A 24,012-nucleotide genomic window follows, 5' to 3' on the forward strand; every position below is an offset into this window, starting at 1 on the left:
TTTGTGGGCCTGCGCTCAGTCCTCCGCCCCACCCGGCTTCACCGTCTCCTGCTTGTCCCGGTGCTTCAGGTGCGCGAACACGTTGTAGAACGAAACGAGCATCGGGAACGCGGTCTGGATGATCCCGACGGAATCGTTCTTGCCCCAGATGAAGTAGGCCAGCGTGAGCACGCTGCCGCTTACCGACAGGTACCAGAAGGACATGGGCACCGTGACCTTCTTGTTCTTCTTCGTGGCGTAGAACTGGACGAACCAGCGCGCCGTGAAGAGCAACGTGCCCAGGAGACCGATGATCTTCCATGGGGTCAGGGTCAGGAGGTGAAGGTCGGCGAGGGCTTCGTGCATGGCGGTGTCCGGGCGATCGATCGGTGCATTCTAGGCGACAGGCCGTGAGGATGCCTTAGCGGGCTCGTCATACCGGCGACCACGGCGGTTGGCGCCCTCGCTCCCCACGAACCGGGGACGTGGGTACCGGCGTGCGCCGGTACGACGGACCGCCCCCCGCCTCACCCACGCTCGTCATACCGGCGAACGCCGGTATCCACGGCGACCACCTTCACCGAAGCGATGTCGCCTGCCAGCCACTCGGGACGTGGGTACCGGCGTGCGCCGGTGCGACGGGCCACCCCCTTGCCTCAGCCACGCTCGTCATACCGGCGAACGCCGGTATCCACGGCGACCACCTTCACCGAGGCGATGTCGCCTGCCAGCCACTCGGGCCGTGGGTACCGGCGTGCGCCGGTGCGACTGCGGCGACCCTGGTGGGGCCGTCCCGAAAAAAAGAAAACCCGGCGCTGGGCCGGGTTTTCGTCGATTCGATGGTGGGCGGTACAAGGATCGAACTTGTGACACCTGCCGTGTGAAGGCAGTGCTCTACCGCTGAGCTAACCGCCCATCGAGCCCGGAATTCTAAGTCACCGGTGCACCACCGTCAACGGATCACGTCGGCTTGCAGTACTTCTCGGCCTGATCGGTCGAGGCCGAGCCGTCGAGGGGCGCGATACCTGCCCGCCCGGACGCCTGCAGGTCGATCCGACGGCCGGTGGCGCGCAGCGTGCTCTGGCCCGCGTCACCGCCCCGCCGTGAGCAGAGAAGGAATCTCAACGTCCCGGCGGTGGAAGCGCCTCGCGAACTGAACGTGATCACCTTGCCGGCGCTCGGCGCAAGCAGGGATATGTTGGGCGCCGCCTGGTTTACCCGCACCAGCGTGTTACCGCTTTCGAACGCCTTGTTCGCCGCCGTGGCGGTGTACATGATCCAGCCCTGGCTGTAATCGTTGCTGTCCGCGCAAAGCGGACTCGCATCCGTGGGCTTCGCGCTTGGGCAGATCGAGATGAACTGATTCTTCTCGATCGCCGTCGCCCGCGCGAACCGTAGCGCCCCGAGGAACTCGGCGCTCTGCGAGGTGACCTGGTTGCGCCGCATGAAATCGGCGAAGGAAGGCGCCGCCAGTCCCGCGAGGATGGCAAGGACCGCCACCGTCACCATCAGCTCGACGAGGGTGAAACCTTCCATGCCCTTCCGCATCGCGCGTGCCCCCTTCATCGGGCTGCCGTCCCGCAATAAGTGGAAACCTCACCCTGCGCCCGGCGCTTCGCATCCTCCACTTCGAAGTCCTGAAGCCGCTTCGCCGTGGCAGGGTCCGTGCTATCCACGAGCATGGCGCCGCTCGCCAGCGTGGTGAGGTTCTGCCGCGCGCGTTCGCAGTTACGCGCGCGGGCCGCCGCGTCCGCCTCGTCGAGCGCCTGAGCCTGCGCCTTCGAAGGCGATGTCGCGACCGCGGAAGGCGAACCATCGGTACGCGGCTCGCTGCTCCCCTGCAACCGGATCGTGTTGGCCGCCCTGCCCGCCGGTGGAGGCTGGTCCGAATAGTGGGTCACGCCCTGTGCGTCGGTCCACTTGTACGCATTCTGCGCCGACGCCGCGCACGCGAAACCAACCAGACCGAGCGCGAGGCCATGGATGACATGCCTCATCTCACTTGCTCCAGCACTTCGGGTCATTCGCGGTATCGCCCGTGGACCCCTGGGCACCGACATTGTTCAGGGTCAACGTCTTGCACTGGTGGTCGTCCTTCGCCTGACCGTCCAGCGCCTTGGCGGAGACCACGAACGCGGAACTCGACGCGCTCGCCACGCTCACCTCGTAGAGCGGGCCGGCGAGCGTCGACTGCGCGTTCAGCTTCGCCAGCGTGTCCGCATAGGCGTTGTTCGAGTAGAAGAAGCGCTCCTGCCGCGCGGCGAGGTCCAGCAACGCCGTCTGGGCGTCCACGCGGTGGGAGCGCACGATGTAACGACGGTACGAAGGAATCGCCACGGCGGCGAGAATCGCAACGATCAACACCACGATCACGAGCTCGATGAGCGTGAAGCCGCGTACGGTGGAGCGTGTCTGCATCATCGTCAGTTCCCCAGGGGCTCGCGCCAGGACGTCTCGCCACTGGTCACGGGATCGAGTGTAACGACATCGCGGCAGATGATCGCGCCCGTCGACGTCTGCGTGCACGCGGTCACCTTCTTGCCGCCGTTACGGTCGTCCGACGTATCGCCCGCATGCAGGCTCGGCGGCGCCGGCAGGCCCTGCCCGAGCGACACCGACGGCACCGACATCGGCTTGGTGCTGCTTCCGTCGGTTCCGAAGAAGGCACCCGGGTCGGCTGTCCCCGTCTTGTAGTTGAGAGCGAACAGGTTCGACGTCCCGAGGCCCGTGCAGATCGACGTACCCGGAATGTAGGTGGCCGTCAGCAGGAGGCCACCGAGCAGGGACTGCGCGCTGACCACGCGTTCGGACGGGTTGGTTCCGCTCTTCGTCAGATTTCGGTACCAGCCCCCGACCTTCGGGTTGTCGAACACCGATTCCAGCGCGGAGAACAGGCTCGTGCCCTTCGGAATGAGGCTGCCATCGGGCACGCCACTGATCGACTTGTCCGTGTAGACGTTCAGCCCGGTGACGTCGACCAGCGCGCCCTGGGTGAGAGCGAGGCCAGCCTGCGGATCGCCGGTCGTCAGCAGGGACGTGTCGATGATGCCGTAGACGCGTTGCTGGTCGGAGGTGGCCTTGTCCTTCGTGGTGAACATGCGACCGGTACCGAAGAACACCATGGGCGCACCGCGGTCGTTCCGGCCGAGCGTGGGCCGGATGGTCACCGGCATGCCGTTGCTCGTGCCGTCGCCGAGTTCGAGCATCTGCGCGGCCGTCCACTTGGTCGCATCGGGCTCGCCGTTGATGGTCACCTTCCAGAACTGGCCGCCGAACGTGTCCGTGCCCGCGTCGTAGACGCTGCCGAAATAAATGCCCTCCGCCTTGCCGTCCAGGTTGTAGTCGGATGCGATCAGGTCGCCGGCGAAACTCTTCTTTCCCTTGTTCGAGCTACCGAGATCGAACGTCTTGACCACCGTGGCCTTGCCGGTCGCGAGCGCCGCGACGTCGTAGATGTTCACCCGCAGGTTCTCCGACGAGGCGACGCGAGTGGCATCCGTCGGGCCCGAACCGATCGCAAGGAAGAAGCGGTTGGGACTGCCGGTGGTGACGTCGCGAATCATGGCGACCGCCGGAATGGACAAGGCGCGGGCGCCGGCGAAACCGATCTCGCCGAGCAGCACCGGCGGGCTCTCCGGATCGGTCACGTCCATGATCACGTACGACGACTCGAACGTCTTCGACGCCGGCGTGCTCGTGGTGGATGTATCGATGTCGATCTTGCCGCCGCCGAGACGGAACGGCACCACGAGGATCGTGCCCCAGCCGCCCACATGGACCTTGTCGCTGGTCGACGCGGTCCATACCTTCGCGTCGAACGCGATGGGCGTGCCGTCCACGTAGTAGGTATGGCGATAGTTGGGGTCGGTCAGCCAGCGCAGGTGCGGTAGCAGGTTCTTCGGAACGTACGCCCACACCTCCCCGCCGAGCGGATGCGCCGTGCGGGCCGTCACGTTCCCGCCTGCGAGGCTGCGGTCGTCCTTCGTACAGACCTTGTCGGTCGGCTGCGTCGTGAACGCACGGCAGCTCGTGTTGTAGAAGCCGGCGTTGAAGGCGTGGATCATGCCGTCGTTGGCGCCGACATACACCATCTGCCGCCGGTTGCGATACGCGGCGCGGAAACTCGCGTACGACGTGTCGTTGTAGAGCAGGTCGTACGATTCGGCCGGCGCGGCGACGACGAGCGGGGTCGAGTTGACGATGTCGCCGAGGCGGGTGACCCGCTTCTGCAGCGCCGCGGTCGTACCGTAATCCACGGTGCGATTGCGCAGCGCGGCGCTCTCGGTGCCGCGGATCCATCCGACGATGGCTTGCGCCTCGGTCGTCGTGTTCGTGTTGAGGTAGCGGTACGTCGTGCTCGTGAAGCCGTTACTCCCCGTGCCGTCCCAGATGAACGGCTTCACGTCGGCCTTGGCGACCGTCCCGTCCATCTTCGTGTCGATCCACGTGAAGATGTAGCGGCCGTTCGCGTTGCTGAACGGCTGACCGTAGTCGCGCTGCGTGGCGGTGTTGAGCGTCGGATCCCACAGGGCGGACCGGGCATTCCACAGGTAGTTCAGGTCCGTGAGTTCGATCGTGGTCTGCGACCCCTTCACGAAGGTGTCGGGATTGGTGCTCGTATAGCGGATCGCCTGCGTCCGCTGGGCGGACGACTGGTACGAGTACTCGATGACCGGATCGGTGTTGTAGTCGTCGAGCTGGCCGTTGTGGTTACCATCCTCGCGCAGCAGGCCGTACTGGTCGGTCCACAATCCCGTGAGCGAACCGATCCAGGTGGCGCGCTTGCCGTTGTTGTCGGTGCGCTCCGCTTCGTACAGGGCGGAATACGTGACGCCCGTGCCATTGGCGCTGTTCGAGACGGTAGCGGCCGCCGTGCCCGACGAGATCTTCGCCAGGATCTTGCGGAACAACGCATCCAGCGAGGTCTCCAGCTTGCCTGGGTCGCTGACGAGGAAGTAGTTGTCGGGGATACCCTTGCCCGAGCTATCCCACTTGCTGGTGTCGCTCGGATTCATGTCGTTGAACGGCGTATCGGTACCATCCGCCTTGTTGGGGTCGAGCCGGAAACCGCCCCACTTCGACGCGTAGAGCAACGGATCGCTCAGGGTGTTCGCACCGGTCGAACCGACGGTGTACTTCGCCATCGTCGCCTGGTCGGACACCGTGCACTGGTTGCAGCCGCCGCTCGTGTTGATGCGACCGGTGGTCGCATTGAGTTTGGTCGTACCCGTCGCGTCGTAGACATTGATCGACGAGGGGTCGTTGTAGGAGAAGCTGTAGATGCCGGAATGGAAATGCGGCCCATCCTGGGTCGTTCCGGAAATGATGTAGCCGAAACCCTGCCCCTGGTTCGTGGACGCGGCGACGGGCTTCGTGGTGATGTTCACCGTCGTCGCGGTGATTTCATACGAGATGATGCCCCACATGTCCTGGTCGTAATCGCCGCCGGCGAAACTGTCTTCCCACACGGCGTAGAACGTACCGGTGGCCTTCGTGCCGTCGGCGCTCAACGACTGGTTCAGGACCTTGAAGTCCACCAGGGCGCCGCCACCGATCAGCGTCCTGTTGTCCGATGTCACATAGGTCAGTCGATAGGCCGGGATGATCGTGACGAACTTCCCGCCGCCGCCCGGCACCGCCACCCGGATCTGCGGGGTGTTCGTGGCCAGCTGCACGCCGAACGTGTTGACCTTCAGCGACGAATGGTCGCCGCTCGGCACGATCGGTTGCCCGTCCGCGTCCTTGCCGAGGTTTCGGATCGGCATCACGTGCGCGCCATAGGCCGCGCCGGCGATGAGGTAGCCGCCCTTGAGCGCGGGCACTTCCGGACAGATACCCTGGAGGCTGGAGAACGACGTCACGTTCTTGGCCGAGCAAAGGTCGTTGCCGACACTCGTGCCAGAGGAGTTACCTACGAACCAGCTCTTGCCGTTGATGCCTTCGGAGATGCCGATCAGGTCCGTCCAGGCCGCCACGGACTTGCCGGAAGCCAGGTCGTCGAATCCGCCCGTATCGTCCGTGTCGTAGCTCAGCGAGCTGGCGTTGAAGTTGATGACGTTCAGCGCCGCGCAGAAGTTCGCCTGGCTGATGGGATCGTTCCAGGTCGCGACCACCGACATGCCGAGGCCCTTGTCCTCGTCGCCGCTGGCGAATGTCGCGTTGGGCTTCTTGCCGGCGAGATACCGCAGCGTCTCGATATAACTTTCCGCCATGGGGTTGCCCCATGACGAGCAGTTGCCTTCCTGCACGATACGGTTGTTCGCATCCGCCGTCTTGGCGATGCCGATCTGCTGATAGGTACAACCGTTCTTCGAGCCGTAGTTGTCGTCGATGTTGTAGTTGTAGCCGTAGATGCGCAGGGCATTGATGTTGGCGATGATGCCCTTGTAAGCATTGGTACCCGTGATGATCTGGCCCGTGGCCGGATTGATCTCGTTCGAGATGAAGTTACCGTCGTTCGTACCGGGCCCCGGGAGGGCGGCGCGCAAGACACCGCCCGACGCATTGTGGTCGAACGTCGGCGTGACGAGGCCGAACTTGATGTTCCCGTTCTCCGCGTACTTCTGCAGCAGGCCGATGGGCTTGTATTTGTTCGTCGCCGTCTTGTCGTCCGGATACTGCTTGCAGTTTTCCGTGCCGAGCAGCGCCTTCGAGACGCAGACCGCCACACGGGCCGTGTATTCCGCGGTGGTGACACCGTCGTTGACCGGATTCTCGGCCGACGAACTCAACCCGGAATACGCCATGCGGTTGCCGTTACTGCGGAAGCCGTCGGCAAAGCCGTTCTGCAGGTCCCTGTCGTCGCCGTTCCAGCGGCACTGGCGCTTCTCGTTCGATGCCCAGAGAGCGTAGTCGCCGAACGCCATCCGGATCGACGGTGCGTTCGTCACCGATTGCGACAAGGCCTGCCCGCTGGCCACGGCCGTGGTGTTGCAGAACGTGATCCCGGTGCGCGTCATGTTCGTGACGGTCCAGGAGGACGCCTTTTTCATCAGGTCGATGGTATTGGTGCAGTTCGACCCGGTGCAAGCGAGCGGCGTGACGTTCCCGCTGGTATCCGCCTGCGTGGCCATGCCGCTCTGGACGTAGAGCTCGACGTACCCCGCGGGGGAGTTCACGCTCACGACAGGCGCCAGGATCGTCTGCCGGTCCGAGGTGACCACCCGGATCTGATCGCCGACCTGGGGCAGGAGTGTGGACAGCGATACCGGTAACTTCAGGCTCCAGTAGTCGACCGAGTACTTCGGCGAACCCTTCTGACTGGTGACGGTCTTGATAGCCACCGAATTGATGGTGACCGACGGGGGAGACGGCGGCGTGAACGGAGTCAGCTTGTTGATGTCGCTGCCGTTGTAGAACTTGGCGAACGAATGCGCATCCGCAGGCAGGAACGCGCGCTCGAGGACCGTGGAATCCGTCGCATCCGTCGACCGGTATCCCCCATACAGGATCTTCCGGACCTCGTCCATGCGCGTCATGGAGACCCAGTTGAGGAAGTTGCCCGACCACTGGCTCGTACAGTAATTGTTCGCGTCGACCGCCTTCTTCGGCGTGAAGACGCCGGAGGCGTACTCGTAGCATTTCTTCGGATCGAAGTAGCCCGCGTACGTCAGCGAGTTCTTGTACGTGGTATCGAGGGCGCCGTCTCCATCCAGATCGGTGAAGTCGTTGTAGGCCTTGTAGAACAACTGATGGTCGCGCGACAGGTTGAGCATCACCAGCGGCGCCGCACCCGCGATGCCCAGCGGTGGATCGAGCGCGTAGTTGATGGCACGCTGGGTCGCGGCGTCCGAGATGGCGTCGGCACGCGCGGCGGGAGAAGCGGCGAACCCGCCCGCCACGAAGGCGACGAGGGCGGCGCCGAAGAATCGCGCACGGTTGCTGGGGAAACGTTTCATCGATCGGATCCTCGATGCCATCAGTGGATCATCTGGTGGTATTGGGTGTGCGTGGTGGCGGCGCCGCCGCCCGGAGCGGTGGCGATACTGCGGATTTCGAAGAACATCTCCGCGCCGCCGGAAGCCGAGCCGATGCCCAGTCCCCGGTAGCCGGCGGCCTGGGCGCCGCCGGCGCCCTTGCTCAGGGTCGACCCGTCGGGGACGATCGCCACTTTCGCGCTGACATCGCCGGCGCACGACTTGGTTCCGGTATCGCAGATCGCGATGATCATGTCCGGGCGCCAGGTGCTGGGATCGTAGAGCGTTTCCTTCGGTGCGGTACCGCAGGCCGGTTGAAGCTGCCCGTAGAAGAGCGTGGGAGTACCCGACCCGCAATCGTTCTGCAGGGACTGCTTCGCCTTGGCGAGCAGATCCGAAGGAATGTCGGTCGAATACGTGAACTCGGAATCCGGGACGTCGCCCTTGAACGAGGTGGGCCATCCACGCGCGTAGACATGCTCGTCGAAGAGCTTCACGGGCAGGCTGCGCAGCGCCTCCGACGCCTCGAAGGCCGATTCGTGACGCGCCGAGTTCGTGACCATGCGCATCTCGACCAGCGTGCCGCGCATGGCGATGACGGCGACGATCGATAGCACGACGAGGAAGATGAGACCGACGAAGAGGGCGATGCCTCGCTGCCCGCGAGTCTGCATGGGAGTCTGCATCGAAGTCATCCTCGCACCCGGTTACGGAGCAGCACGACCTGGGTATTGAGCGTGCGCACGTACTGCTGGGGGTTGTCGCCATAGGCGGAAAGCGGCGTGTTCGGCTGACACGTGTTCGTATCCGTGACGCTGGGGTACGTCACGCCGCCCGTCGCCGAGATCTCATAGGCGCAATGCGGGCTGAGCGTGAGGACGGCCGGGTGCGGCATGCGCGTGTCGCGCACGCTCGACCGCGCCACGAACGAGGCGCGCACCTGGGTCACGGCTTCCCAGTTGGCGTCGGAAGCCCTGACGAACTGGCCGGGCTTGGCGCCAGCGCTGCCAACGGGCGTCGCGTATTCGAAGTTGAGCTGCTCGATGCCGTCGACGACGACCTCGGAGACGAGGCCGCCGCTGGGATCCAGACGCATGCGCACCAGCGACGGAGTCCGCGCATCCGCGTCGCCGTCGTCGGACGTGCCGCACAGCGCGTCGGCACCCGGGTCGGCACAAGGCCGGAGGTAATACATCTCCAGCTGGAACGGGTAGACGTAACGGCCCGTCGGCGTGGTCACGGTGGACGCCGGCACGGCATCGTCCCGGCGCAGGAACGACGCCTGCTGGCCGACGCCTGCCACGAGGAAGATGCTGGTCTGATTCGGCACCACGTTCAGGTCGGTGGAGTCGAAGCGCGGCGTCGTCGCGCCCTTGTCCGGATCGTAACCGTGGGTATCGGCGTAACGAACGACCACCACGTCCGAGCCCTTCACGTAGTTGCTGTCGGGCACACAGTCCGCGATCGGGAAACTGGCACCACCGTCGTAACCATGAATGCCGTTCTGATGCGTCGCGTCGCCCACGTCGAGCACCCACGCGGCCGTGCATCCCGTGTTGCCGATGCCCGCGACGTTGGTGGTGGGCTTGATGTCGCCCGGCTTCACACCGCCCCAGAAATCGGCCATCCGCAGCGACCAGGCCAGCCGGGTGGCCGCGAACCGGACGTTTTCCTGGTTGAAGTTGTTGCCCTGCTGCAGGCTGTAGGCCTGGCGACTGCCCATCAGCACACTGACCAGGCCGGCGAGCACGACGAGGCCCACCACCAGGGAGACCATGAGCTCGATGAGCGAAAAGCCGTTCGCCCCGCGTCGGAAGGTTTGCATCGGGCGGCCCGTCACTGTAGGAAGCTGAAGCTGTAGGACTGGTTCGGGTCGGTCTCGCCGTCGTCCGCCACGCCCGTCCAGGACACCGTGATGACGAGCGTGCCGAGCGTCTTGTTCTCGGTGACCGTCGCCTGCGGCTTGTTGTCCACCGGCGCCGGGAGCCCTTTGCGCAGGGCGGCCGACCAGCACGCGAGGTCGCGCTTGGCCACGTCCGCCGGCGTGGCGAGGGAGGTCGTCGTGCAATCGGCGTCCGAGTAGCTCGTGGAACCGTCGAAGACGTACGCGCTGTCGCCGGACTTGGGGTGTGCTCCCAACGGATTCGCCCGCATGGAGTCGGCCAGGCTGCGAGCGAGCAGGATGGCGTTCGTGCGGGAGGCCGACTCCTTGGTGAACTGCGCACCGCGCATCTGCAGCATCGCGATACCCAGCAGCCCGATGCTGAACACCAGGATGGCTACCATGACCTCGATGAGCGACACGCCGCGCGCAGACCGGCGCGATGCCAGATCAATCACCTTAATCCCCCATTCGCCGGGCCCAATCCGGCAGGTTCGAGACTATCCCGCGCTCGCCAGAGCGCAAGGTGCCGCCCGACAGGTGGCAAGTTTTACCCGACAAGCGGCATCCACCGACCGACGACCGGTCCTTCACGCTCTCCGGCGCTCCATGGCGCGAGGCCTCAACCGGAGACAGACCGCCATGAACCACGACCGCCAGGACGTCAAGCACCCCGACCACAGCCAGCCCAGGCACGAGGAGACCGAGGCGGAGAAGAAGGAGCGGAAGGAGCACGCGAGCGAGAACCAGGACCATGCGCTCGAGGAGACCTTCCCCGCCAGCGATCCGGTTTCGCCCTTTGTACCCGCGAAGGCGCCCGACTGAACGAATGACCACCGACACGACGCCGGGATGTGCTCCGACACACCGGCGTCGCCTCGGCAACACGAAGTGGTCACGAAAACGCGCGGAAAATGGGCGGGCTAAGAACGGAGTTTCATTCCATGCTCGCCCAGTACGTCTTCACTTTCGCCAACGCACCTTTCCGCATCGTTCGCCACGGACATCGCTGGCGCGCGTTGTTCGGCGAACGCGAGGCGGGCCGCTACGACACGCCGGAAGACGCGATCCGCGATCTGCGGAACGCGTTTCCTGAAGCGAAGTTGCCACGCCGCCTGAGCGACTGGCGCTACCTCCCGGAAGCCGCCCTCCTCCACCTGCCGCCGCCGAGCGCGGCCGTGGTCGCCCGGCTCGCCGCCGCCTGACGATAGAGAGGCGCCCTAGCCGGCCGCCGGCCACTCCCGCGCCAGCATCGCGAAAATCATGTCGTCCACCCATTCGCCACGGAAGCGGTAGCTCTCCACGTGGTGGGCCTCCTGCCGGAAGCCCAGCGACCGTAGCAGCGCGATGCTCGCCACGTTCCTCGGATCGACGGAGCCGACGGCGCGGCGATAACCCCACTCACCGAACGCCAGCGTCAGCATCGCGGCCATGGCCTCGCGGGCGTATCCCCGGCCCTGACACTCGGGCCGGAGCGATACACCGAATTCGATCGCGTCGTCGACCGTCGCGGGAAAATGGATGCCGAGGTCGCCGACGAGATTGCCCGTTCCGCGGTCGCGAACCGCGAGCTGGAACCAGCTGCCCGGCACGGCGAACGCCTGTCCGCTCTGGCGGGCGATGAAATCGTCCGCTTCGACGGGCGTGGCCGGCTTCCAGCCTTGGTACCGCGCGACGGCGTCGTCACCGCGATACGCGAACAGGATGGGTCCATCGGAAGGCTGAAGCCGGTCGAGCAGCAGCCTGGGAGTTGTGTGCGAGGTAAAGAGAGGTCCGTTCATCGCCGCATCGTCGGCGCTCGGACGGCGTAAGGCAAGCCGGCCATCGACGGCCGCCGAAACTTTACGCAGCGCTTACCCGGAAAGCGCCCGTCCGGCGCAGCTTTTTTACGCACCCCGCATGGACACTGGCGTCCCCCATTCAAGGAACGCTTCGATGTCGATCGTCGTCATCACCGGACCGCACGCCGAGTCGGACATGCCGGACCCAGGCAGCTCGGCGATGTGCCGTCTGTGGGAACGCGCGCAGGCGGCCGGTGTCGATCTTGCCTGGCGCCGCTGCGACACCTTCGCGCAGCTCAGCGGATGCCTCGAAGCACCCGGCGACGATGCCGAGCTGCTCCTTCTCGACGTCGACGCCGAACAGCTGCCCAGCGCGCTGGTCGATCCGGTCCGCGACGCGCTATCCGCGCTGCGCGTTCCCTACATCGAAGTCCACGATCGCAGCGCCGCGACCGACGCCTCGTCGCTCGCACCCGGTCACCCTTCGCTCGTCAGCGTCGTCGTGCCCGGCAACGCCATGGCCGGCTACGACATGGCCCTCTCGATCGGCCTGCGGTTCCTGAAAGACGCCACACGCCTCGCGGCATAGCGCCGTTGGAGCGCACCTGGGCGCGATCGGGTGTTTGCCCAGAGCGCGGCCCGATTGCCATCGAACAGTGCCAGCGCTTGGTCCTTGGCAAATCGGGTGGTCTCGGTCATGGCCGCAGGCAGCCAAAGTTGTCCTTATGTTCATTTCGGCGTGCTTTACGGGCAACGACCAAGCGCCAGCGTCGGAGACGCACGCGCGACGATTTTTGAACTTCAGCGTGCGAAGGAAAAGGGCAACCCTAGGCCGCGCCGCACTCGTCAATGCTATCGTGCGAGACGATGACGCGACGCTCGGCACAAAGCAGCGACAGCTCCTCGCCGAAGCTCGTTCCAAACTCGCGAGAGAGGCTGAAACGGTTGGGGTCGAGTACTTGCCGGTATATACAGCTCGGGAAGGTGCCGACAGGGTGGTCGAACTCGCGTAGCGCGACGAATGTTTGGCCCGCTCCGGCGGGCCGTTTCTCAATAGAGAGCGCATCCCGCCAGGAGCTTTGCCATGACGAAAAGACTTGCCCTCATTCTCGCCCTGCTGGCCGTCACCGGCACCGCTGCCGCAATGGAGCAGACGCCGGATGCCGAGTATCTGCTGACCTCCGCTGCCAGTGATTTCCGCGCCCATCAGCCGCCAACGGCCATCGACTTTCGCCGCGTGCATCTGGCCAGCATCGAGGGATCTGATGGCACTCCCCAGCCCATGCTGTGCGGCGAGTTCCTCGCGAGCGAAGGTTCCGGCGCGCCGTCATGGCAGCCCTTCGTGACAGTCAGGACGACCAAGTACGAACAATGGCTCGGCGCGCAGGCAAGCGCCCTGTGTGCCAGAACATCCGACCCCAGTCATGGACCGGACCTGTCTGCAGAGCTTAAGGCGAGACTGAGGAAGCCAGGCTGATCGTCACCGCCCGCTCATGTCGCGGGAGCGCGCCATGGGCGTGATGGATGCTTGCCGCGAGCACCTGATCGCGCCCAGGTGCGCTCCAACAGCGTGATGGTGCTGCCGCGAGCACCCCATCGCGCCCAGGTGCGCTCCAACGCGTAACGGGGCGTTCTTATGAGGCGTGATGGGTGCTTGACACGAGCGCCCCGTCGCGGCCCATAAAAAAACCCGCCTGTTGGCGGGTTTTTCGTGCCCGACCTGACGGCCGTGGGCGAATGCGTGGTGCCGGAAATAGGAATCGAACCTACGACCTCATCATTACGAATGACGCGCTCTACCAACTGAGCTATTCCGGCGAGAAGCGGAATTCTAGGGAACCTTGGGCCCGGGCGCAAGCCTTCGCGGTCAACCCGCGAGGCGAAGCTCCTTCGGCAGGGCGAAGGTGATGTTCTCGGCCTCGCCGTCGAGTTCCCGGACGGTGCCCGCGCCCCAGGACTGCAGGCGGGCGATGACTTCCTGCACCAGCTTCTCCGGTGCCGACGCGCCGGCGGTGACGCCGATGCGGGCCTTGCCTTCGAGCCATTCGCGCTCGATGTGCTCGGCGCCGTCGATGAGGTACGAGGTGACGCCCTGCTTCTCGGCAAGTTCCTTCAGGCGATTGGAGTTGGAGCTGTTGACCGAGCCCACGACGAGCACGAGGTCCACGGCATCGGCGAGGCGGCGCACGGCGTCCTGACGATTCTGCGTGGCGTAGCAGATGTCGTCCTTGCGCGGCCCTTCGATGGTGGCGAACTTCGCGCGCAACGCGCCGATGATGGCGATGGTGTCGTCGACCGAGAGCGTGGTCTGCGTGACGAACGCGAGCTTGTCCGGCTGCGCCGGTGCCAGCGCCTCGACGTCTTCCACCGATTCGACAAGGTAGATGCTGCCGGTGTTCGCCGGGTTCCATTGGCCCATCGTGCCTTCGACTTCCGGATGACCCGCGTGGCCGATCAGCACGACGTCATGGCCGGCGCGGCCGAGGCGCGCGACTTCCATGTGCACCTTGGTGACGAGCGGGCACGTCGCGTCGAACACGTTGAGGCGGCGGCGGTCGGCCTCCTCGCGCACGGCTTTCGGCACGCCGTGGGCGCTGAAGATCACGGTGGCGCCATCGGGCACGTCGTCCAGTTCCTCCACGAACACGGCGCCGTCGGCGCGCAGGCGCTCGACCACGTAACGGTTGTGCACGACTTCGTGGCGCACGTAGATCGGCGCGCCGTAAGACTCCAGGGCGCGCTCGACGATGGCGATGGCGCGATCGACGCCGGCGCAGAAGCCACGGGGATTGGCGAGGAGGATGTCCAAGGGGACCTCGGGGCCTTCAGGGCCGTGAAAAGGGGATGGGCGCCGCGCGGGCGCCCGACCTCTCCATTATCGCATGGGAGCCTTCGGGCTGCCGAAGAGGCTGAAGACGATCAGGGCGACGGCGCCGACGCTGATCGCGGAATCGGCGACGTTGAAGACGGGGAACGGGTAACTGCCCAGGAACACCTGGATGAAATCGGTGACCTTCGCAGCGTGGAGCCGGTCGATGACGTTGCCCAGCGCGCCGCCCAGGATCAGGGCCAGAGGCGCGGCGGTGCGCCAGTCGGCGCGCGGCGTGCGCGACAGCCATACGGCGAGCGAGGCGCTGACGCCCACCGCGAGGAGGACGAAGAACCAGCGCTGCCAGCCGGCGCTGTCCGCCAGGAAGCTGAACGCCGCGCCCGTGTTGAAGGTGAGCGTCCAGTTCAGGATGCCCGGGATGACCGGATGCGGCGTCTCGGCCGGCTGCAGGGCCGTGAGCGCCCACCACTTGGTCAGCTGGTCGAGGACGATCATGGCGGCGGCGAGCCAGAGCCAGGACAGGGCGTTGGGTTTGGGGCGTGCGGTCATGCGGATCCGGGCGGTGCGTTGCGAGGGTCCGCGCCGCCGGGCGGCGGCGCGGAAAGGTTCGGCGACGATCGCCGCATCAGAACCAGCGGCGGTCCTCGCCCTGTCCCGTCACGTTCTCCACGCAGCGGCCGCAGACCTCGGGATGGTTCGGGTCGACGCCGACGTCCGGGCGATGGTGCCAGCAACGGACGCACTTCACCGCGTCGCTCACCGCCGCCGAGACGTAGACCTCGGCGCCATCCAGATCGACACGCTCGGCCGTGGCCGGGCGACCTTCCAGCGGCGCGAGCGTCACCTCGGAGGTGATGAAGAAGAAGCGCAGTTCCTTCGCGGATTCCGCCAGCGCGGATTGCGTCGGCAGGTCGGCGTGAATCGTCAGCGTCGCGTCGAGCGACGCACCGATCTGACCGGCCTTTCGCATGCCCTCGAGCACGCGCGACGACGTCTCGCGGATGGCGAGCAGCGTGCTCCACCAGCCGCGCGCCTCGCCGTCCTGGCGCACGTCGAGGCCGTCGTAGAACGTCTCGAACAGCACCGATTCGCTGCGCGAGCCCGGCATGTGCGCCCAGGCCTCTTCCGCCGTGAACGTGACGATCGGCCCCAGCCAGCGCAGCAGCGCCTCGAGGATCCGGTACATCGCGCTCTGCGCGCTGCGCCGGCCGCGGCTGTCCGTCGGCATCGTGTAGAGGCGATCCTTCGTGATGTCGAGGTACAGCGCGCCCAGCTCGTTCGTGCAGAAATTCTGGATGCGCTGGACGATCTCCGGGAAGTCGTAGCGCTCGTACGCCGCCACGATCGCCGCCTGCGTGTCCGCCGCCTGCTGCACCGCCCAGCGATCGAGATCGAGGCAGGCGTCGGTGGCGAGCAGGTGCTTGTCCGGGTCGAACCCGTCGAGGTTGCCGAGCAGGAAGCGCGTGGTGTTGCGGATACGGCGGTACGTATCCGCGACGCGCTTGAGGATCTCGTCCGAGAGCGACATCTCGTTGCGGTAGTCGGTCGAGCAGATCCACAGGCGCAGGATGTCCGCGCCGAGCGTCTTCATGATGTCCTGGGGCTCGATGCCGTTGCCCAGCGACTTGGACATCTTGCGACCCTGCGCGTCCACGGTGAAACCGTGGGTGAGCACGTGGTCGTACGGCGCACGGCCGTTGATGGCGGCCGACGTGAGCAGCGACGACTGGAACCAGCCGCGATGCTGGTCGGAGCCTTCGAGGTACATCACCTTGTATTCGCCCGCGTCGCCGGCCTGCAGTTCGGGACGCGCGCCCACCACCGCGAAGTGGCTGACGCCCGAGTCGAACCACACGTCGAGGACGTCGGTGACCTTTTCGTACTTGTCCGCGTCGTCGCCGAGCAGCTCGCGCGGATCGAGCGTGAACCAGCAGTCGATGCCTTCGAGGGCGACCTTCTTCGCCACCTTCTCCATCAGCGCGACGGAGTCCGGATGCGGATCGTGCGTGACCTTGTCGATGAACAGCGTGATCGGCACGCCCCAGGTGCGCTGGCGCGAGATGCACCAGTCGGGACGACCCTCGACCATGCCCGCGATGCGCTCCTCGCCCCAGCCCGGCACCCAGCGCACGCCCTTGATGGACGTGAGCGCGGTGCGGCGCAGGTCGGCCTGCTCCATGCTGATGAACCACTGCGGCGTGGCGCGGAAGATCACCGGCGTCTTGTGGCGCCAGCAATGCGGGTAGCTGTGCGTGAGCTTCGACGAGGCGAGCAGCACGCCGCGGTCACGCAGGAGGTCGACGATCTGGTCGTTGGCCTTCCAGATGTGCACGCCGGCGAACGACACGTCGCCCGCCAGCGGCACCTCCGCGCGGTAGACGCCGCGGCCGTCGACGTAGTTCAGCGTGCCGATGCCGTAGTGCTGGCCCACGGTGAAATCTTCCGCGCCATGGTCGGGCGCGGTGTGCACGGCACCGGTACCGTCCTCGTCCGAGACGTGCTCGCCGAGGATGATGGGCAGCTGCTTGTCGTAGAACGGATGGCGCAGCGGCTGGTTCTCGAGCACCGCGCCCTGCACGCGCCCGAGCACGTTCACGCGCTCCACGCCGTAGCGCGCGAGCGCCTTCTCCACAAGCGCCGAGGCGATCACGAGCAGCAGCGGATTGCCGCCGCGCGACGGACCCTCGACCAGCGAATACTCGAGCTCGCCGCCGAGCGACACGGCCTGGCTGGACGGCAGCGTCCAGGGGGTGGTCGTCCAGATGGGCACGGCGACGGTGGCGTCACCCGCGGCGACGCCGAACAGCGCGGCGAACGAGATCGAATCCACCGCGTCGTAGACGACGTCGACGGCCGGCGAGGTCTTGTCGGCGTATTCGATCTCGGCCTCGGCGAGCGCCGAACCACAGTCGAAGCACCAGTACACCGGCTTCGCGCCGCGCACCACGTGGCCGTTGTCGACGATGCGCGCGAGCGCGCGGATCATGTCGGCCTCGTACGTGAAGTCGAGCGTGCGGTACGGCTTTTCCCAGTCGCCGAGGACGCCGAGGCGCTTGAAGTCGACGCGCTGCAGGTCGATCTGCGCCATCGCGTACTCGCGGCACTTCTGCCGGAATGCCGCGGCGTCGAGCTTGTCGCCCGCCTTGCCGAACTTCTTCTCGATCGCGATCTCGATCGGAAGACCGTGGCAGTCCCAGCCCGGCACATAGGGTGCGCGGTAGCCGGCCATCAGCTTCGACTTGACGACGACGTCCTTGAGCACCTTGTTGACCGCATGGCCCAGGTGGATCGCGCCGTTCGCGTACGGGGGGCCGTCGTGCAGCACGAACACCTTGTCGCGGCCCGCCGTCTTCTCCTGGATCTGCGCATAGCGCCCCACGCGTTCCCACGTCGCCAGCCAGTTCGGCTCGCGCTTGGGCAGGTCGCCACGCATCGGGAAATCCGTCTGCGGCAGGTTGATGGTGTTCTTGTAGTCCTGGGTCATCGCTTAGAACCGTGGGTTTCGGGGCGTGACGCGCGCGAGGCGCGTTCCGTCGTCAATCGACAAGTATGGGGTTCATCCCAAGGGCCTGCCGGGCGGCGATCTCGTCCTTGCGCATCTGCGCCGTCAGGGCGTCGAGGCCGTCGAATTTTTCTTCGTCGCGCAGCTTCCGCACGAACTCCACGCCGATGCGCTGGCCGTAGAGGTCGCCGGAGAAATCGAAAAGATGGGCTTCCAGCAGGGGCTCCTGCACCGCGTTCACCGTCGGCCGGCGGCCCAGGCTCGCGACGCCCGGCCAGCTGCACGGGCCGTCGCCGATACCGATGCGCACGGCGAAGATGCCCTGGATGGGGCTCACCCTGTCCGTGAGATGGACGTTCGCGGTGGGATATCCAAGGGTGCGACCGAGCTGCTGGCCGTGCTCGACATGGCCGTCGATCACGAACGGCCGCCCCAGCAGGCGGGTCGCGCCGGCGAAATCGCTTTCCGCCAGCAGCGTGCGCACCCGCGAGGACGACACCCGCTCGCCGTCGACGAGCACCGGCCGCACCGCGTGCGCGGTGAAACCCAGCTCCGCGCCCATCGCCTGGAGCAGCGCGAAATCGCCGCCACGGCGGTGACCGAAGCGGAAGTCCTCGCCCACCCAGACCTCGCGCGCGGCCATGCGGCCGACGATGACCCGGCGGACGAAGTCCTCGGCGGACATCTCGGTCAGGGCCTTGTCGAAGCGTAGCGACAGCAGGTCGCGGATGCCGGCCGCGGTCATGCCCTCGGCTTTTTCGCGGACCCCCGAAAGACGCGCCACGGGCTCCTTCGAGAAGAACGCACGCGGCAGCGGCTCGAAGCTGATGACCGCCGGGGCCAGGCCCGCGGCCTCCGCGCGGCGACGCACCTCCGAGAGGATCGCCTGGTGACCGAGATGCAGGCCATCGAACGCACCGATCGCGACGATGCTGCCACCGGGCGCGAGGCACGGTCCGTCGACGTCGCGATGCAGTCGCAGCGTCATGCCCGGGGGTCCTGGAATCGATGCGGAATAAAAGCCATCGGGCCAGTATAGCGGCCCCATTGCGCCGCACAATGCGACGCGCGGGAACCTCAGTGGGCGCGCAGGTCGCGCAGGCGGAAGCCCAGCGCGAACAGGCTCGCGACATACGCACCGCCGCCCGCGACCACCAGCGCCGCGAGACGCCCCACCCGCTGCCACTTCTCCACGTCGCTCCATTCCGGCCAGACCCACAGGCCGCCGAGGAGCACCGCGACCATCACGGCGCAGGCCACGCCGAGGCGAAGCAGGTGTCTCGGCCAGCCGGGCTGGCGGGTGTAGACGCCGGCCTTGCCCAGCCAGCGCCAGAGCAGCAGCAGGTTGAGGTAGCTGGCCAGCGCGCTGGCCATGCCCAGCGCCATGTGCAGGCCCGGGATCGTCGCCAGGGCCGTCATCCACGAGCCCGCCTTCTGCGCCGGGCTCGCCCAGAGGAAGAACAGCAGGGCCAGGAACGCGACGTTGAAGACCATGTTGGCGACCAGCGACGCCACGCCCGCGCGGACCGGGGTCTTCGTGTCCTTGCGGGCGTAGAACGCAGGCAGCACCACCTTGACCAGCGCGAACGCCGGCAGGCCGAAGCTCAGCGCGGAGATCGACAGCGACGCCATCTTCGTGTCGAACGGCGTGAACCGCCCGTGCTGGAAGATCGTCGCCACCAGCGGCACCGAAAGGATCATCAGCGCGAACATCGCCGGGACGGCGATGAGCAGCGTCGTGCGCAGACCCCAGTCGAGCGCGCGCGAGAAGCCCGCCTTGTCCGTCGCCACGTGATGGCGCGACAGCGACGGCAGGATGACCGTGCCCAGCGCCACGCCGAAGACGCCCAGCGGCAGCTCCAGGAAGCGGTCCGCCTGCGACAGCCAGCTCTGCGACCCTGCGATCAGCAGCGAGGCGATGACGGTGTCGAGCAGCAGGTTGATCTGCGCGACCGAGGAGCCGAACAGCGTCGGCACCATCAGCGTCATGATCCGGCGCACGTCCGGCGAACTCCAGCCCCAGCGCGGCAACGCCAGCAGGTCGAGCTGCCGCAACGCCGGCAGCTGGAAGAGCAGCTGGAGCAGGCCCGCGACGAGGATCGCCCAGCCCATCGCCATGATCGGCGTCCGCAGCTTCGGCGCCAGCCAGAGCGCGCCCGCGATCATGCACAGGTTGAGGATCACCGGCGTCAGGGCAGGCAGGCCGAAGCGGTGGAAGCTGTTCAGGGCGCCGCCACTCAGAGCGGTGAGCGAGACGAAGAGCAGGAACGGAAAGGTGAGCCGCAGCAGGTCGACCGTGAGGCCGAACTTCTCCGGCGTGTCGACCGCCCCGGGCGAAAACAGCGCGGTGACCTGCGGCGCGAAGATGACGCCCAGGGCCACGACCACGAGCAGCACGCCGCCGAGCGTGCCGGCCGTCAGCCCCATCAGCCGCTTGAGATCGGCATGCGGCCGCGTCTCCTTCACCTCGGTGAACACCGGCACGAAGGCCGTCGAGAACGACCCCTCCGCGAAGAGGCGGCGCATGAAGTTGGGGATGCGGAAAGCCACCCAGAAGGCGTCGGTCGCCGCGTTGGCGCCGAACGAGGCGTTGATCGCCATGTCGCGGACGAGCCCGAGCACGCGCGAAACCATGGTCATGCCGCTGAAACTGAGCATGCCGCGAAGAAGGCTGGGGGTTTTCATCCGGTCGAGGGCTGGCAAAAGGGATAGTTTGACAGGCCGGGAGGGCGATGGGAGGCGGATGTGGGGGCGGGGGTGTGGCGGCGGGCGGGAAATCGGGGCGCGGGTGTGGCCGGGGGGTGGGAGTTGGGAATTGGGGGCGATGTAGCCGGCGGACGCGAGAGGGTGCTGGAAGCTCCGCGCCGGCGTCGACGCCCGGCCGGTGGCCTGTCGCGCCCTCAACCGCCCGTCGGGATCGCGCCCCCATTTCCCATCCCCCATCTCCCTTCGCGTCGCGCCCCCACCCACACCCGCCTAACCTATTGACTCACCCCACCTTTGAGGTCAAACTAAGCGTCTTTTTTAAAACCAACCGAACTCTGGAGCTTTACCTTGGCCAACATCAAGTCCGCGAAGAAGCGTGCGCGTCAGTCGGAGCAGCGCCGTCTGCGCAACGTCAGCGCGCGTTCCATGGTGCGTTCCGCACTGAAGAAGGTCGTCAAGGCGATCGACGCCAAGGATAAGGCAGCCGCTGCCAGCGCCTACGCCGTCGCCGTGCCGGTGATGGATCGCTACGCCGCCCGCGGCCTGATCCACAAGAACAAGGCCGCTCGTCACAAGAGCCGCCTGAACGCGAAGATCCGCGACCTGGCATAAGCCTGCGCGACATCGCTGCTCACAAAAAAAGCCGGCGTTCGCCGGCTTTTTTTGTGTGTCTGTAGGAGCGCGCCCTGCGCGCGACATGTTTTGAGGCCGTGCGCTACAGCCCCTGCTGCGCCTCGCGATAAGCTGTCGCGCGCAAGGCGCGCTCCTACCGCATCCGCACGTCGTCGCGTTCGTCGGTGCGCTCGCGCTGCTTCGCGCGCTCGGCATCGAAGAACTGCTGCACCTTAAGACAGACGTCCCAGGTACCCACCTCGCCCGCGGCGGAAACGACGAACCACGGCGCCTTCCAGTCCAGGCGGGCGACGATGTCGTCGACCACGGTCTTCAGCTCGTCCTCGTCGTCGATGACGTCGGACTTGTTGATCACCAGCCAGCGCGGACGCTCGACGAGCTCCTCGTCGAACTGCTGGAGCTCGGCCTCGATCGCACGGACCTGTTCGACGGGATCCGAGCCGTCGATGGGGCGGATGTCGACCACGTGCAGCAGGAGACTGGTGCGCGACACGTGACGCAGGAACTGGATGCCCAGGCCGGCGCCTTCGGCCGCACCCTCGATGATCCCGGGGATGTCCGCGATCACGAAGCTCTGGTCCGTGCCGATGCGCACGACGCCGAGGTTCGGATGCAGGGTGGTGAACGGGTAATCGGCCACGCGCGGCGTCGCCGCCGAAACGGCGCGGATGAACGTGCTCTTGCCCGCGTTCGGGAAGCCCAGCAGACCGACATCGGCGAGCAGGCGCAGCTCGAGCTTCAGATCGCGCACTTCGCCCGGCGTCCCCGGCGTCGACTTGCGCGGCGCGCGGTTCACCGAGCTCTTGAAATGGATGTTGCCCAGACCGCCGCGACCACCCTGCGCCACTTTCAGGCGCTGGCCGTGCGACGTCAGGTCGCCGATCACCTCGTCGGTATCGACGTTGGTGACCACGGTGCCGACGGGCACGCGCACCTCGGTGTCTTCGCCGCCCTTGCCGTACATCTGGCTGCCCATGCCGCCCTGCCCGCGCTGCGCCTTGAACGAGCGCATGTGGCGGAAGTCGACGAGGGTGTTGAGGCCTTCGTCGGCCACGAGCCACACGGAGCCGCCATTGCCGCCATCGCCGCCGTCGGGGCCACCGAACGGGATGAATTTCTCGCGACGGAAGCTGACACAACCGTTGCCGCCGTCACCGGCCGAGACCCTGATTTGCGCTTCGTCGACGAATTTCATGGGAAAAACCTGGAAAGAGTGTGATGCCGCGCTACAAACGAAAAGCCCCGCCTAGGGCGGGGCCTTCGCTATCGCGTCGGGCGAGGCTTACGCCTGGACGACGTCGACGAACTTGCGGCCCTTGTCGCCGCGGGTCTTGAACGACACGGTGCCGTCGACCAGCGCGAACAGGGTGTGGTCGCGGCCGAGGCCGACGCCCACGCCGGCGTGGAACTTGGTGCCACGCTGACGAACGATGATGTTACCGGCTTCGACAGCCTGGCCACCGTAGATCTTCACGCCGAGGTACTTCGGGTTCGAATCGCGGCCGTTACGGCTGGAACCTACGCCTTTTTTATGTGCCATGACTTATATCCTCCGGCGACTCAGGCGTTGATGCCCGTGATCTCGATTTCGGTGTAGTGCTGACGATGTCCCTGCGTGCGCTTGTAGTGCTTGCGACGACGGAACTTGATGATGCGGATCTTATCGGCGCGGCCGTGGGCGCGAACCTTCGCGCTGACGGTGGCACCGGCGACCAGCGGGGCGCCGACCGTGACCGACTCGCCTTCGCCGACGAGGAGGACCTGGTCGAACGTGAAGGTGGAATCGACTTCGGCGGGGAGCAGCTCGACGCGCAGGACTTCGCCTGCCATCACGCGATACTGCTTGCCACCGGTCTTGATGACTGCGTAGCTCATGGTGAATTCCTGTTACTGATTATGTAGTTCTTTTTAGGGTCGTACGGGTGTTGCGAACTGCGAATTATAGCGGGACCCAAAAGGCAAGGTCAATCAGGCGGTTAAGATCGGGCGTCTCTAGCTCCCTTACCCAGACACCAACAAAATCAGCATGTTACCAGATGACCGTAGGAGCGCGCCCTGCGCGCGACATGTTTTCGCGATGAGCCGCAGGACCTGCGGCCCCTCGCGAAAGGCTGTCGCGGCCAGGGCCGCTTCCACAAGGCGCGCCCCTGACGCGGCTACTTCTTCTTCGCGGGCGCCGGAGCCGGTGCCGCCGGAGCGGGCTTCGCCGCCGCGCCCGTGGCCGGGCACTGACCCTGGGCGTTGAGCGTGCCCTGGGTCTGGAGCTGGCCGATCATCTGCTTGCCGCGTTCCTGGCCCCAGGCCTTGCCGATCTGCATGCCCTCGGCCATGGTCGCCGGCATCTGCGTGATCACCTTCTGGCCCAGCGGCGAACGGTAGAACTTCAGCAGGCCGTCGACGTCCTCGGCCGTGAAGTGCTTCTGGTAGACGGGCACCATGCGGCCGATCAGCTGATTCGTCGCGTTGGCGTCCACGAAGCCCTGCCAGTAGCTGGCCGGCACGCACGGCAGCGCGGTGGCCATCACACCGGCCATCTGGCTGTTCATCTGGCTGAGCATCTTGCCCATGCCCACGGCCTCCATCAGCTGGCGCACCTGCGCCTCGCTGGGCGGCGCCGCCAGCGCCTGGCCCGCACTACACGCCAGCACCAGGCCGGCCGCGATCCCTGTCCACTTACGCATGCGTCGTCTTCCTCTTCGGATGATTGGCTTGGGTCGGATCCCCTCCCCCGAGGGGCCGGCGCCATGGTAGCCGCCGCCGGGGCGGTTCGGGCAACCCGCTCG

General features: G+C 66.3%; 23 protein-coding genes and 2 tRNA genes. 5 read left to right on the top strand and 20 right to left on the bottom strand.

Features of this window, described 5'->3' with window-relative positions; all coding sequences use genetic code 11:
• Positions 1–15: 15 nt before the first annotated feature.
• The 9 genes from J2X58_RS08825 to pilV form a co-directional block, all read right to left on the bottom strand.
• Entirely contained in the window at positions 16–345 is a 330-nt protein-coding gene (locus J2X58_RS08825; RefSeq protein ID WP_090052338.1) for a lipid-A-disaccharide synthase N-terminal domain-containing protein, read from the bottom strand.
• A 474-nt stretch (positions 346–819) separates the two neighbouring features.
• Positions 820–894: transfer RNA gene (locus tag J2X58_RS08830), tRNA-Val, on the bottom strand.
• A 45-nt stretch (positions 895–939) separates the two neighbouring features.
• Positions 940–1,515, bottom strand: coding sequence for a GspH/FimT family pseudopilin (locus J2X58_RS08835; protein WP_310047637.1), 576 nt, complete (start codon positions 1,513–1,515; stop codon positions 940–942).
• 26 nt (positions 1,516–1,541) lie between these two features.
• Positions 1,542–1,976 (bottom strand): DUF4124 domain-containing protein, encoded by a 435-nt coding sequence (locus tag J2X58_RS08840; protein ID WP_310047639.1) that lies wholly within the window; start codon positions 1,974–1,976, stop codon positions 1,542–1,544.
• Between the two features lies 1 nt (position 1,977).
• Positions 1,978–2,400 (bottom strand): type IV pilin protein, encoded by a 423-nt coding sequence (locus tag J2X58_RS08845; RefSeq protein ID WP_310047641.1) that lies wholly within the window; start codon positions 2,398–2,400, stop codon positions 1,978–1,980.
• A 2-nt stretch (positions 2,401–2,402) separates the two neighbouring features.
• Positions 2,403–7,877: a PilC/PilY family type IV pilus protein gene (locus J2X58_RS08850; RefSeq protein ID WP_310047643.1), complete on the bottom strand. Its 5,475-nt coding sequence runs from the start codon at positions 7,875–7,877 to the stop codon at positions 2,403–2,405.
• A 20-nt stretch (positions 7,878–7,897) separates the two neighbouring features.
• Entirely contained in the window at positions 7,898–8,581 is a 684-nt protein-coding gene (locus J2X58_RS08855) for a PilX N-terminal domain-containing pilus assembly protein (protein ID WP_310047645.1), read from the bottom strand.
• Between the two features lie 5 nt (positions 8,582–8,586).
• On the bottom strand, positions 8,587–9,720 hold the full coding sequence (locus tag J2X58_RS08860; RefSeq protein ID WP_310047647.1) for a PilW family protein: 1,134 nt from the start codon (positions 9,718–9,720) through the stop codon (positions 8,587–8,589).
• A gap of 11 nt (positions 9,721–9,731) precedes the next feature.
• Complete coding sequence (gene pilV / locus J2X58_RS08865) at positions 9,732–10,235, bottom strand: type IV pilus modification protein PilV (RefSeq protein ID WP_310047649.1); 504 nt, start codon at positions 10,233–10,235, stop codon at positions 9,732–9,734.
• Between the two features lie 184 nt (positions 10,236–10,419).
• Here pilV and J2X58_RS08870 point away from each other — a divergent pair, with 184 nt between their 5' ends.
• The gene (locus tag J2X58_RS08870) at positions 10,420–10,602 is read left to right on the top strand and encodes a hypothetical protein (RefSeq protein WP_310047650.1); all 183 of its coding nucleotides are present in this window, start codon (positions 10,420–10,422) and stop codon (positions 10,600–10,602) included.
• Positions 10,603–10,721: 119 nt separating this feature from the next.
• Positions 10,722–10,982 carry a hypothetical protein gene (locus J2X58_RS08875; protein ID WP_310047652.1) on the top strand — a complete coding sequence of 87 codons (261 nt, stop codon included), beginning with the start codon at positions 10,722–10,724 and terminating at the stop codon, positions 10,980–10,982.
• Positions 10,983–10,997: 15 nt separating this feature from the next.
• Here the strand turns inward: J2X58_RS08875 and J2X58_RS08880 are convergent, their stop codons facing one another.
• The gene (locus J2X58_RS08880) at positions 10,998–11,558 is read right to left on the bottom strand and encodes a GNAT family protein (protein WP_310047655.1); all 561 of its coding nucleotides are present in this window, start codon (positions 11,556–11,558) and stop codon (positions 10,998–11,000) included.
• 154 nt (positions 11,559–11,712) lie between these two features.
• Here J2X58_RS08880 and J2X58_RS08885 point away from each other — a divergent pair, with 154 nt between their 5' ends.
• Both J2X58_RS08885 and J2X58_RS08890 read left to right on the top strand, forming a co-directional pair.
• On the top strand, positions 11,713–12,147 hold the full coding sequence (locus J2X58_RS08885; protein WP_310047656.1) for a hypothetical protein: 435 nt from the start codon (positions 11,713–11,715) through the stop codon (positions 12,145–12,147).
• 495 nt (positions 12,148–12,642) lie between these two features.
• Positions 12,643–13,035 (top strand): hypothetical protein, encoded by a 393-nt coding sequence (locus J2X58_RS08890; protein ID WP_310047658.1) that lies wholly within the window; start codon positions 12,643–12,645, stop codon positions 13,033–13,035.
• 265 nt (positions 13,036–13,300) lie between these two features.
• On the opposite strand, the gene J2X58_RS08895 is transcribed toward J2X58_RS08890, so the two are convergent.
• The 6 genes from J2X58_RS08895 to murJ all read right to left on the bottom strand — a co-directional run bounded on the left by J2X58_RS08895 (position 13,301) and on the right by murJ (position 20,575).
• A tRNA-Thr gene (locus J2X58_RS08895) sits at positions 13,301–13,376 on the bottom strand.
• Between the two features lie 49 nt (positions 13,377–13,425).
• On the bottom strand, positions 13,426–14,367 hold the full coding sequence (ispH, locus tag J2X58_RS08900; RefSeq protein WP_090052316.1) for a 4-hydroxy-3-methylbut-2-enyl diphosphate reductase: 942 nt from the start codon (positions 14,365–14,367) through the stop codon (positions 13,426–13,428).
• A gap of 66 nt (positions 14,368–14,433) precedes the next feature.
• Complete coding sequence (lspA, locus tag J2X58_RS08905) at positions 14,434–14,937, bottom strand: signal peptidase II (RefSeq protein WP_090052314.1); 504 nt, start codon at positions 14,935–14,937, stop codon at positions 14,434–14,436.
• Positions 14,938–15,013: 76 nt separating this feature from the next.
• Positions 15,014–17,872 (bottom strand): isoleucine--tRNA ligase, encoded by a 2,859-nt coding sequence (ileS, locus tag J2X58_RS08910; RefSeq protein ID WP_310047661.1) that lies wholly within the window; start codon positions 17,870–17,872, stop codon positions 15,014–15,016.
• A gap of 52 nt (positions 17,873–17,924) precedes the next feature.
• Entirely contained in the window at positions 17,925–18,878 is a 954-nt protein-coding gene (locus tag J2X58_RS08915; RefSeq protein ID WP_310047663.1) for a bifunctional riboflavin kinase/FAD synthetase, read from the bottom strand.
• Between the two features lie 89 nt (positions 18,879–18,967).
• Positions 18,968–20,575, bottom strand: a complete 1,608-nt coding sequence (gene murJ, locus J2X58_RS08920) for a murein biosynthesis integral membrane protein MurJ (protein WP_310047665.1) — start codon at positions 20,573–20,575, stop codon at positions 18,968–18,970.
• Positions 20,576–20,944: 369 nt separating this feature from the next.
• Between murJ and rpsT the strand changes: the two genes are divergently transcribed.
• Positions 20,945–21,208: a 30S ribosomal protein S20 gene (rpsT, locus tag J2X58_RS08925; protein ID WP_090052307.1), complete on the top strand. Its 264-nt coding sequence runs from the start codon at positions 20,945–20,947 to the stop codon at positions 21,206–21,208.
• Between the two features lie 154 nt (positions 21,209–21,362).
• Here the strand turns inward: rpsT and cgtA are convergent, their stop codons facing one another.
• The 4 genes from cgtA to J2X58_RS08945 form a co-directional block, all read right to left on the bottom strand.
• Positions 21,363–22,424 carry an Obg family GTPase CgtA gene (cgtA, locus tag J2X58_RS08930; RefSeq protein ID WP_310047667.1) on the bottom strand — a complete coding sequence of 354 codons (1,062 nt, stop codon included), beginning with the start codon at positions 22,422–22,424 and terminating at the stop codon, positions 21,363–21,365.
• Positions 22,425–22,511: 87 nt separating this feature from the next.
• The gene (gene rpmA, locus J2X58_RS08935; RefSeq protein ID WP_072321611.1) at positions 22,512–22,769 is read right to left on the bottom strand and encodes a 50S ribosomal protein L27; all 258 of its coding nucleotides are present in this window, start codon (positions 22,767–22,769) and stop codon (positions 22,512–22,514) included.
• 20 nt (positions 22,770–22,789) lie between these two features.
• Positions 22,790–23,104, bottom strand: a complete 315-nt coding sequence (rplU, locus tag J2X58_RS08940; protein ID WP_090052303.1) for a 50S ribosomal protein L21 — start codon at positions 23,102–23,104, stop codon at positions 22,790–22,792.
• Between the two features lie 281 nt (positions 23,105–23,385).
• Positions 23,386–23,910 (bottom strand): DUF2059 domain-containing protein, encoded by a 525-nt coding sequence (locus J2X58_RS08945; RefSeq protein ID WP_090052301.1) that lies wholly within the window; start codon positions 23,908–23,910, stop codon positions 23,386–23,388.
• Positions 23,911–24,012 lie beyond the last annotated feature (102 nt).

Source organism: Luteibacter sp. 3190 (assembly GCF_031456385.1).
GTDB lineage: Bacteria > Pseudomonadota > Gammaproteobacteria > Xanthomonadales > Rhodanobacteraceae > Luteibacter.

Bases quoted from the DNA above. Each gene is read 5' to 3' on its own strand.
- J2X58_RS08825 (WP_090052338.1), bottom strand. From the start codon at position 345: ATGCACGAAGCCCTCGCCGACCTTCACCTCCTGACCCTGACCCCATGG.
- J2X58_RS08835 (WP_310047637.1), bottom strand. From the start codon at position 1,515: ATGGAAGGTTTCACCCTCGTCGAGCTGATGGTGACGGTGGCGGTCCTT.
- J2X58_RS08840 (WP_310047639.1), bottom strand. From the start codon at position 1,976: ATGAGGCATGTCATCCATGGCCTCGCGCTCGGTCTGGTTGGTTTCGCG.
- J2X58_RS08845 (WP_310047641.1), bottom strand. From the start codon at position 2,400: ATGATGCAGACACGCTCCACCGTACGCGGCTTCACGCTCATCGAGCTC.
- J2X58_RS08850 (WP_310047643.1), bottom strand. From the start codon at position 7,877: ATGAAACGTTTCCCCAGCAACCGTGCGCGATTCTTCGGCGCCGCCCTC.
- J2X58_RS08855 (WP_310047645.1), bottom strand. From the start codon at position 8,581: ATGCAGACTCCCATGCAGACTCGCGGGCAGCGAGGCATCGCCCTCTTC.
- J2X58_RS08860 (WP_310047647.1), bottom strand. From the start codon at position 9,720: ATGCAAACCTTCCGACGCGGGGCGAACGGCTTTTCGCTCATCGAGCTC.
- J2X58_RS08870 (WP_310047650.1), top strand. From the start codon at position 10,420: ATGAACCACGACCGCCAGGACGTCAAGCACCCCGACCACAGCCAGCCC.
- J2X58_RS08875 (WP_310047652.1), top strand. From the start codon at position 10,722: ATGCTCGCCCAGTACGTCTTCACTTTCGCCAACGCACCTTTCCGCATC.
- J2X58_RS08880 (WP_310047655.1), bottom strand. From the start codon at position 11,558: ATGAACGGACCTCTCTTTACCTCGCACACAACTCCCAGGCTGCTGCTC.
- J2X58_RS08885 (WP_310047656.1), top strand. From the start codon at position 11,713: ATGTCGATCGTCGTCATCACCGGACCGCACGCCGAGTCGGACATGCCG.
- J2X58_RS08890 (WP_310047658.1), top strand. From the start codon at position 12,643: ATGACGAAAAGACTTGCCCTCATTCTCGCCCTGCTGGCCGTCACCGGC.
- lspA (WP_090052314.1), bottom strand. From the start codon at position 14,937: ATGACCGCACGCCCCAAACCCAACGCCCTGTCCTGGCTCTGGCTCGCC.
- ileS (WP_310047661.1), bottom strand. From the start codon at position 17,872: ATGACCCAGGACTACAAGAACACCATCAACCTGCCGCAGACGGATTTC.
- J2X58_RS08915 (WP_310047663.1), bottom strand. From the start codon at position 18,878: ATGACGCTGCGACTGCATCGCGACGTCGACGGACCGTGCCTCGCGCCC.
- murJ (WP_310047665.1), bottom strand. From the start codon at position 20,575: ATGAAAACCCCCAGCCTTCTTCGCGGCATGCTCAGTTTCAGCGGCATG.
- cgtA (WP_310047667.1), bottom strand. From the start codon at position 22,424: ATGAAATTCGTCGACGAAGCGCAAATCAGGGTCTCGGCCGGTGACGGC.
- rpmA (WP_072321611.1), bottom strand. From the start codon at position 22,769: ATGGCACATAAAAAAGGCGTAGGTTCCAGCCGTAACGGCCGCGATTCG.
- rplU (WP_090052303.1), bottom strand. From the start codon at position 23,104: ATGAGCTACGCAGTCATCAAGACCGGTGGCAAGCAGTATCGCGTGATG.
- J2X58_RS08945 (WP_090052301.1), bottom strand. From the start codon at position 23,910: ATGCGTAAGTGGACAGGGATCGCGGCCGGCCTGGTGCTGGCGTGTAGT.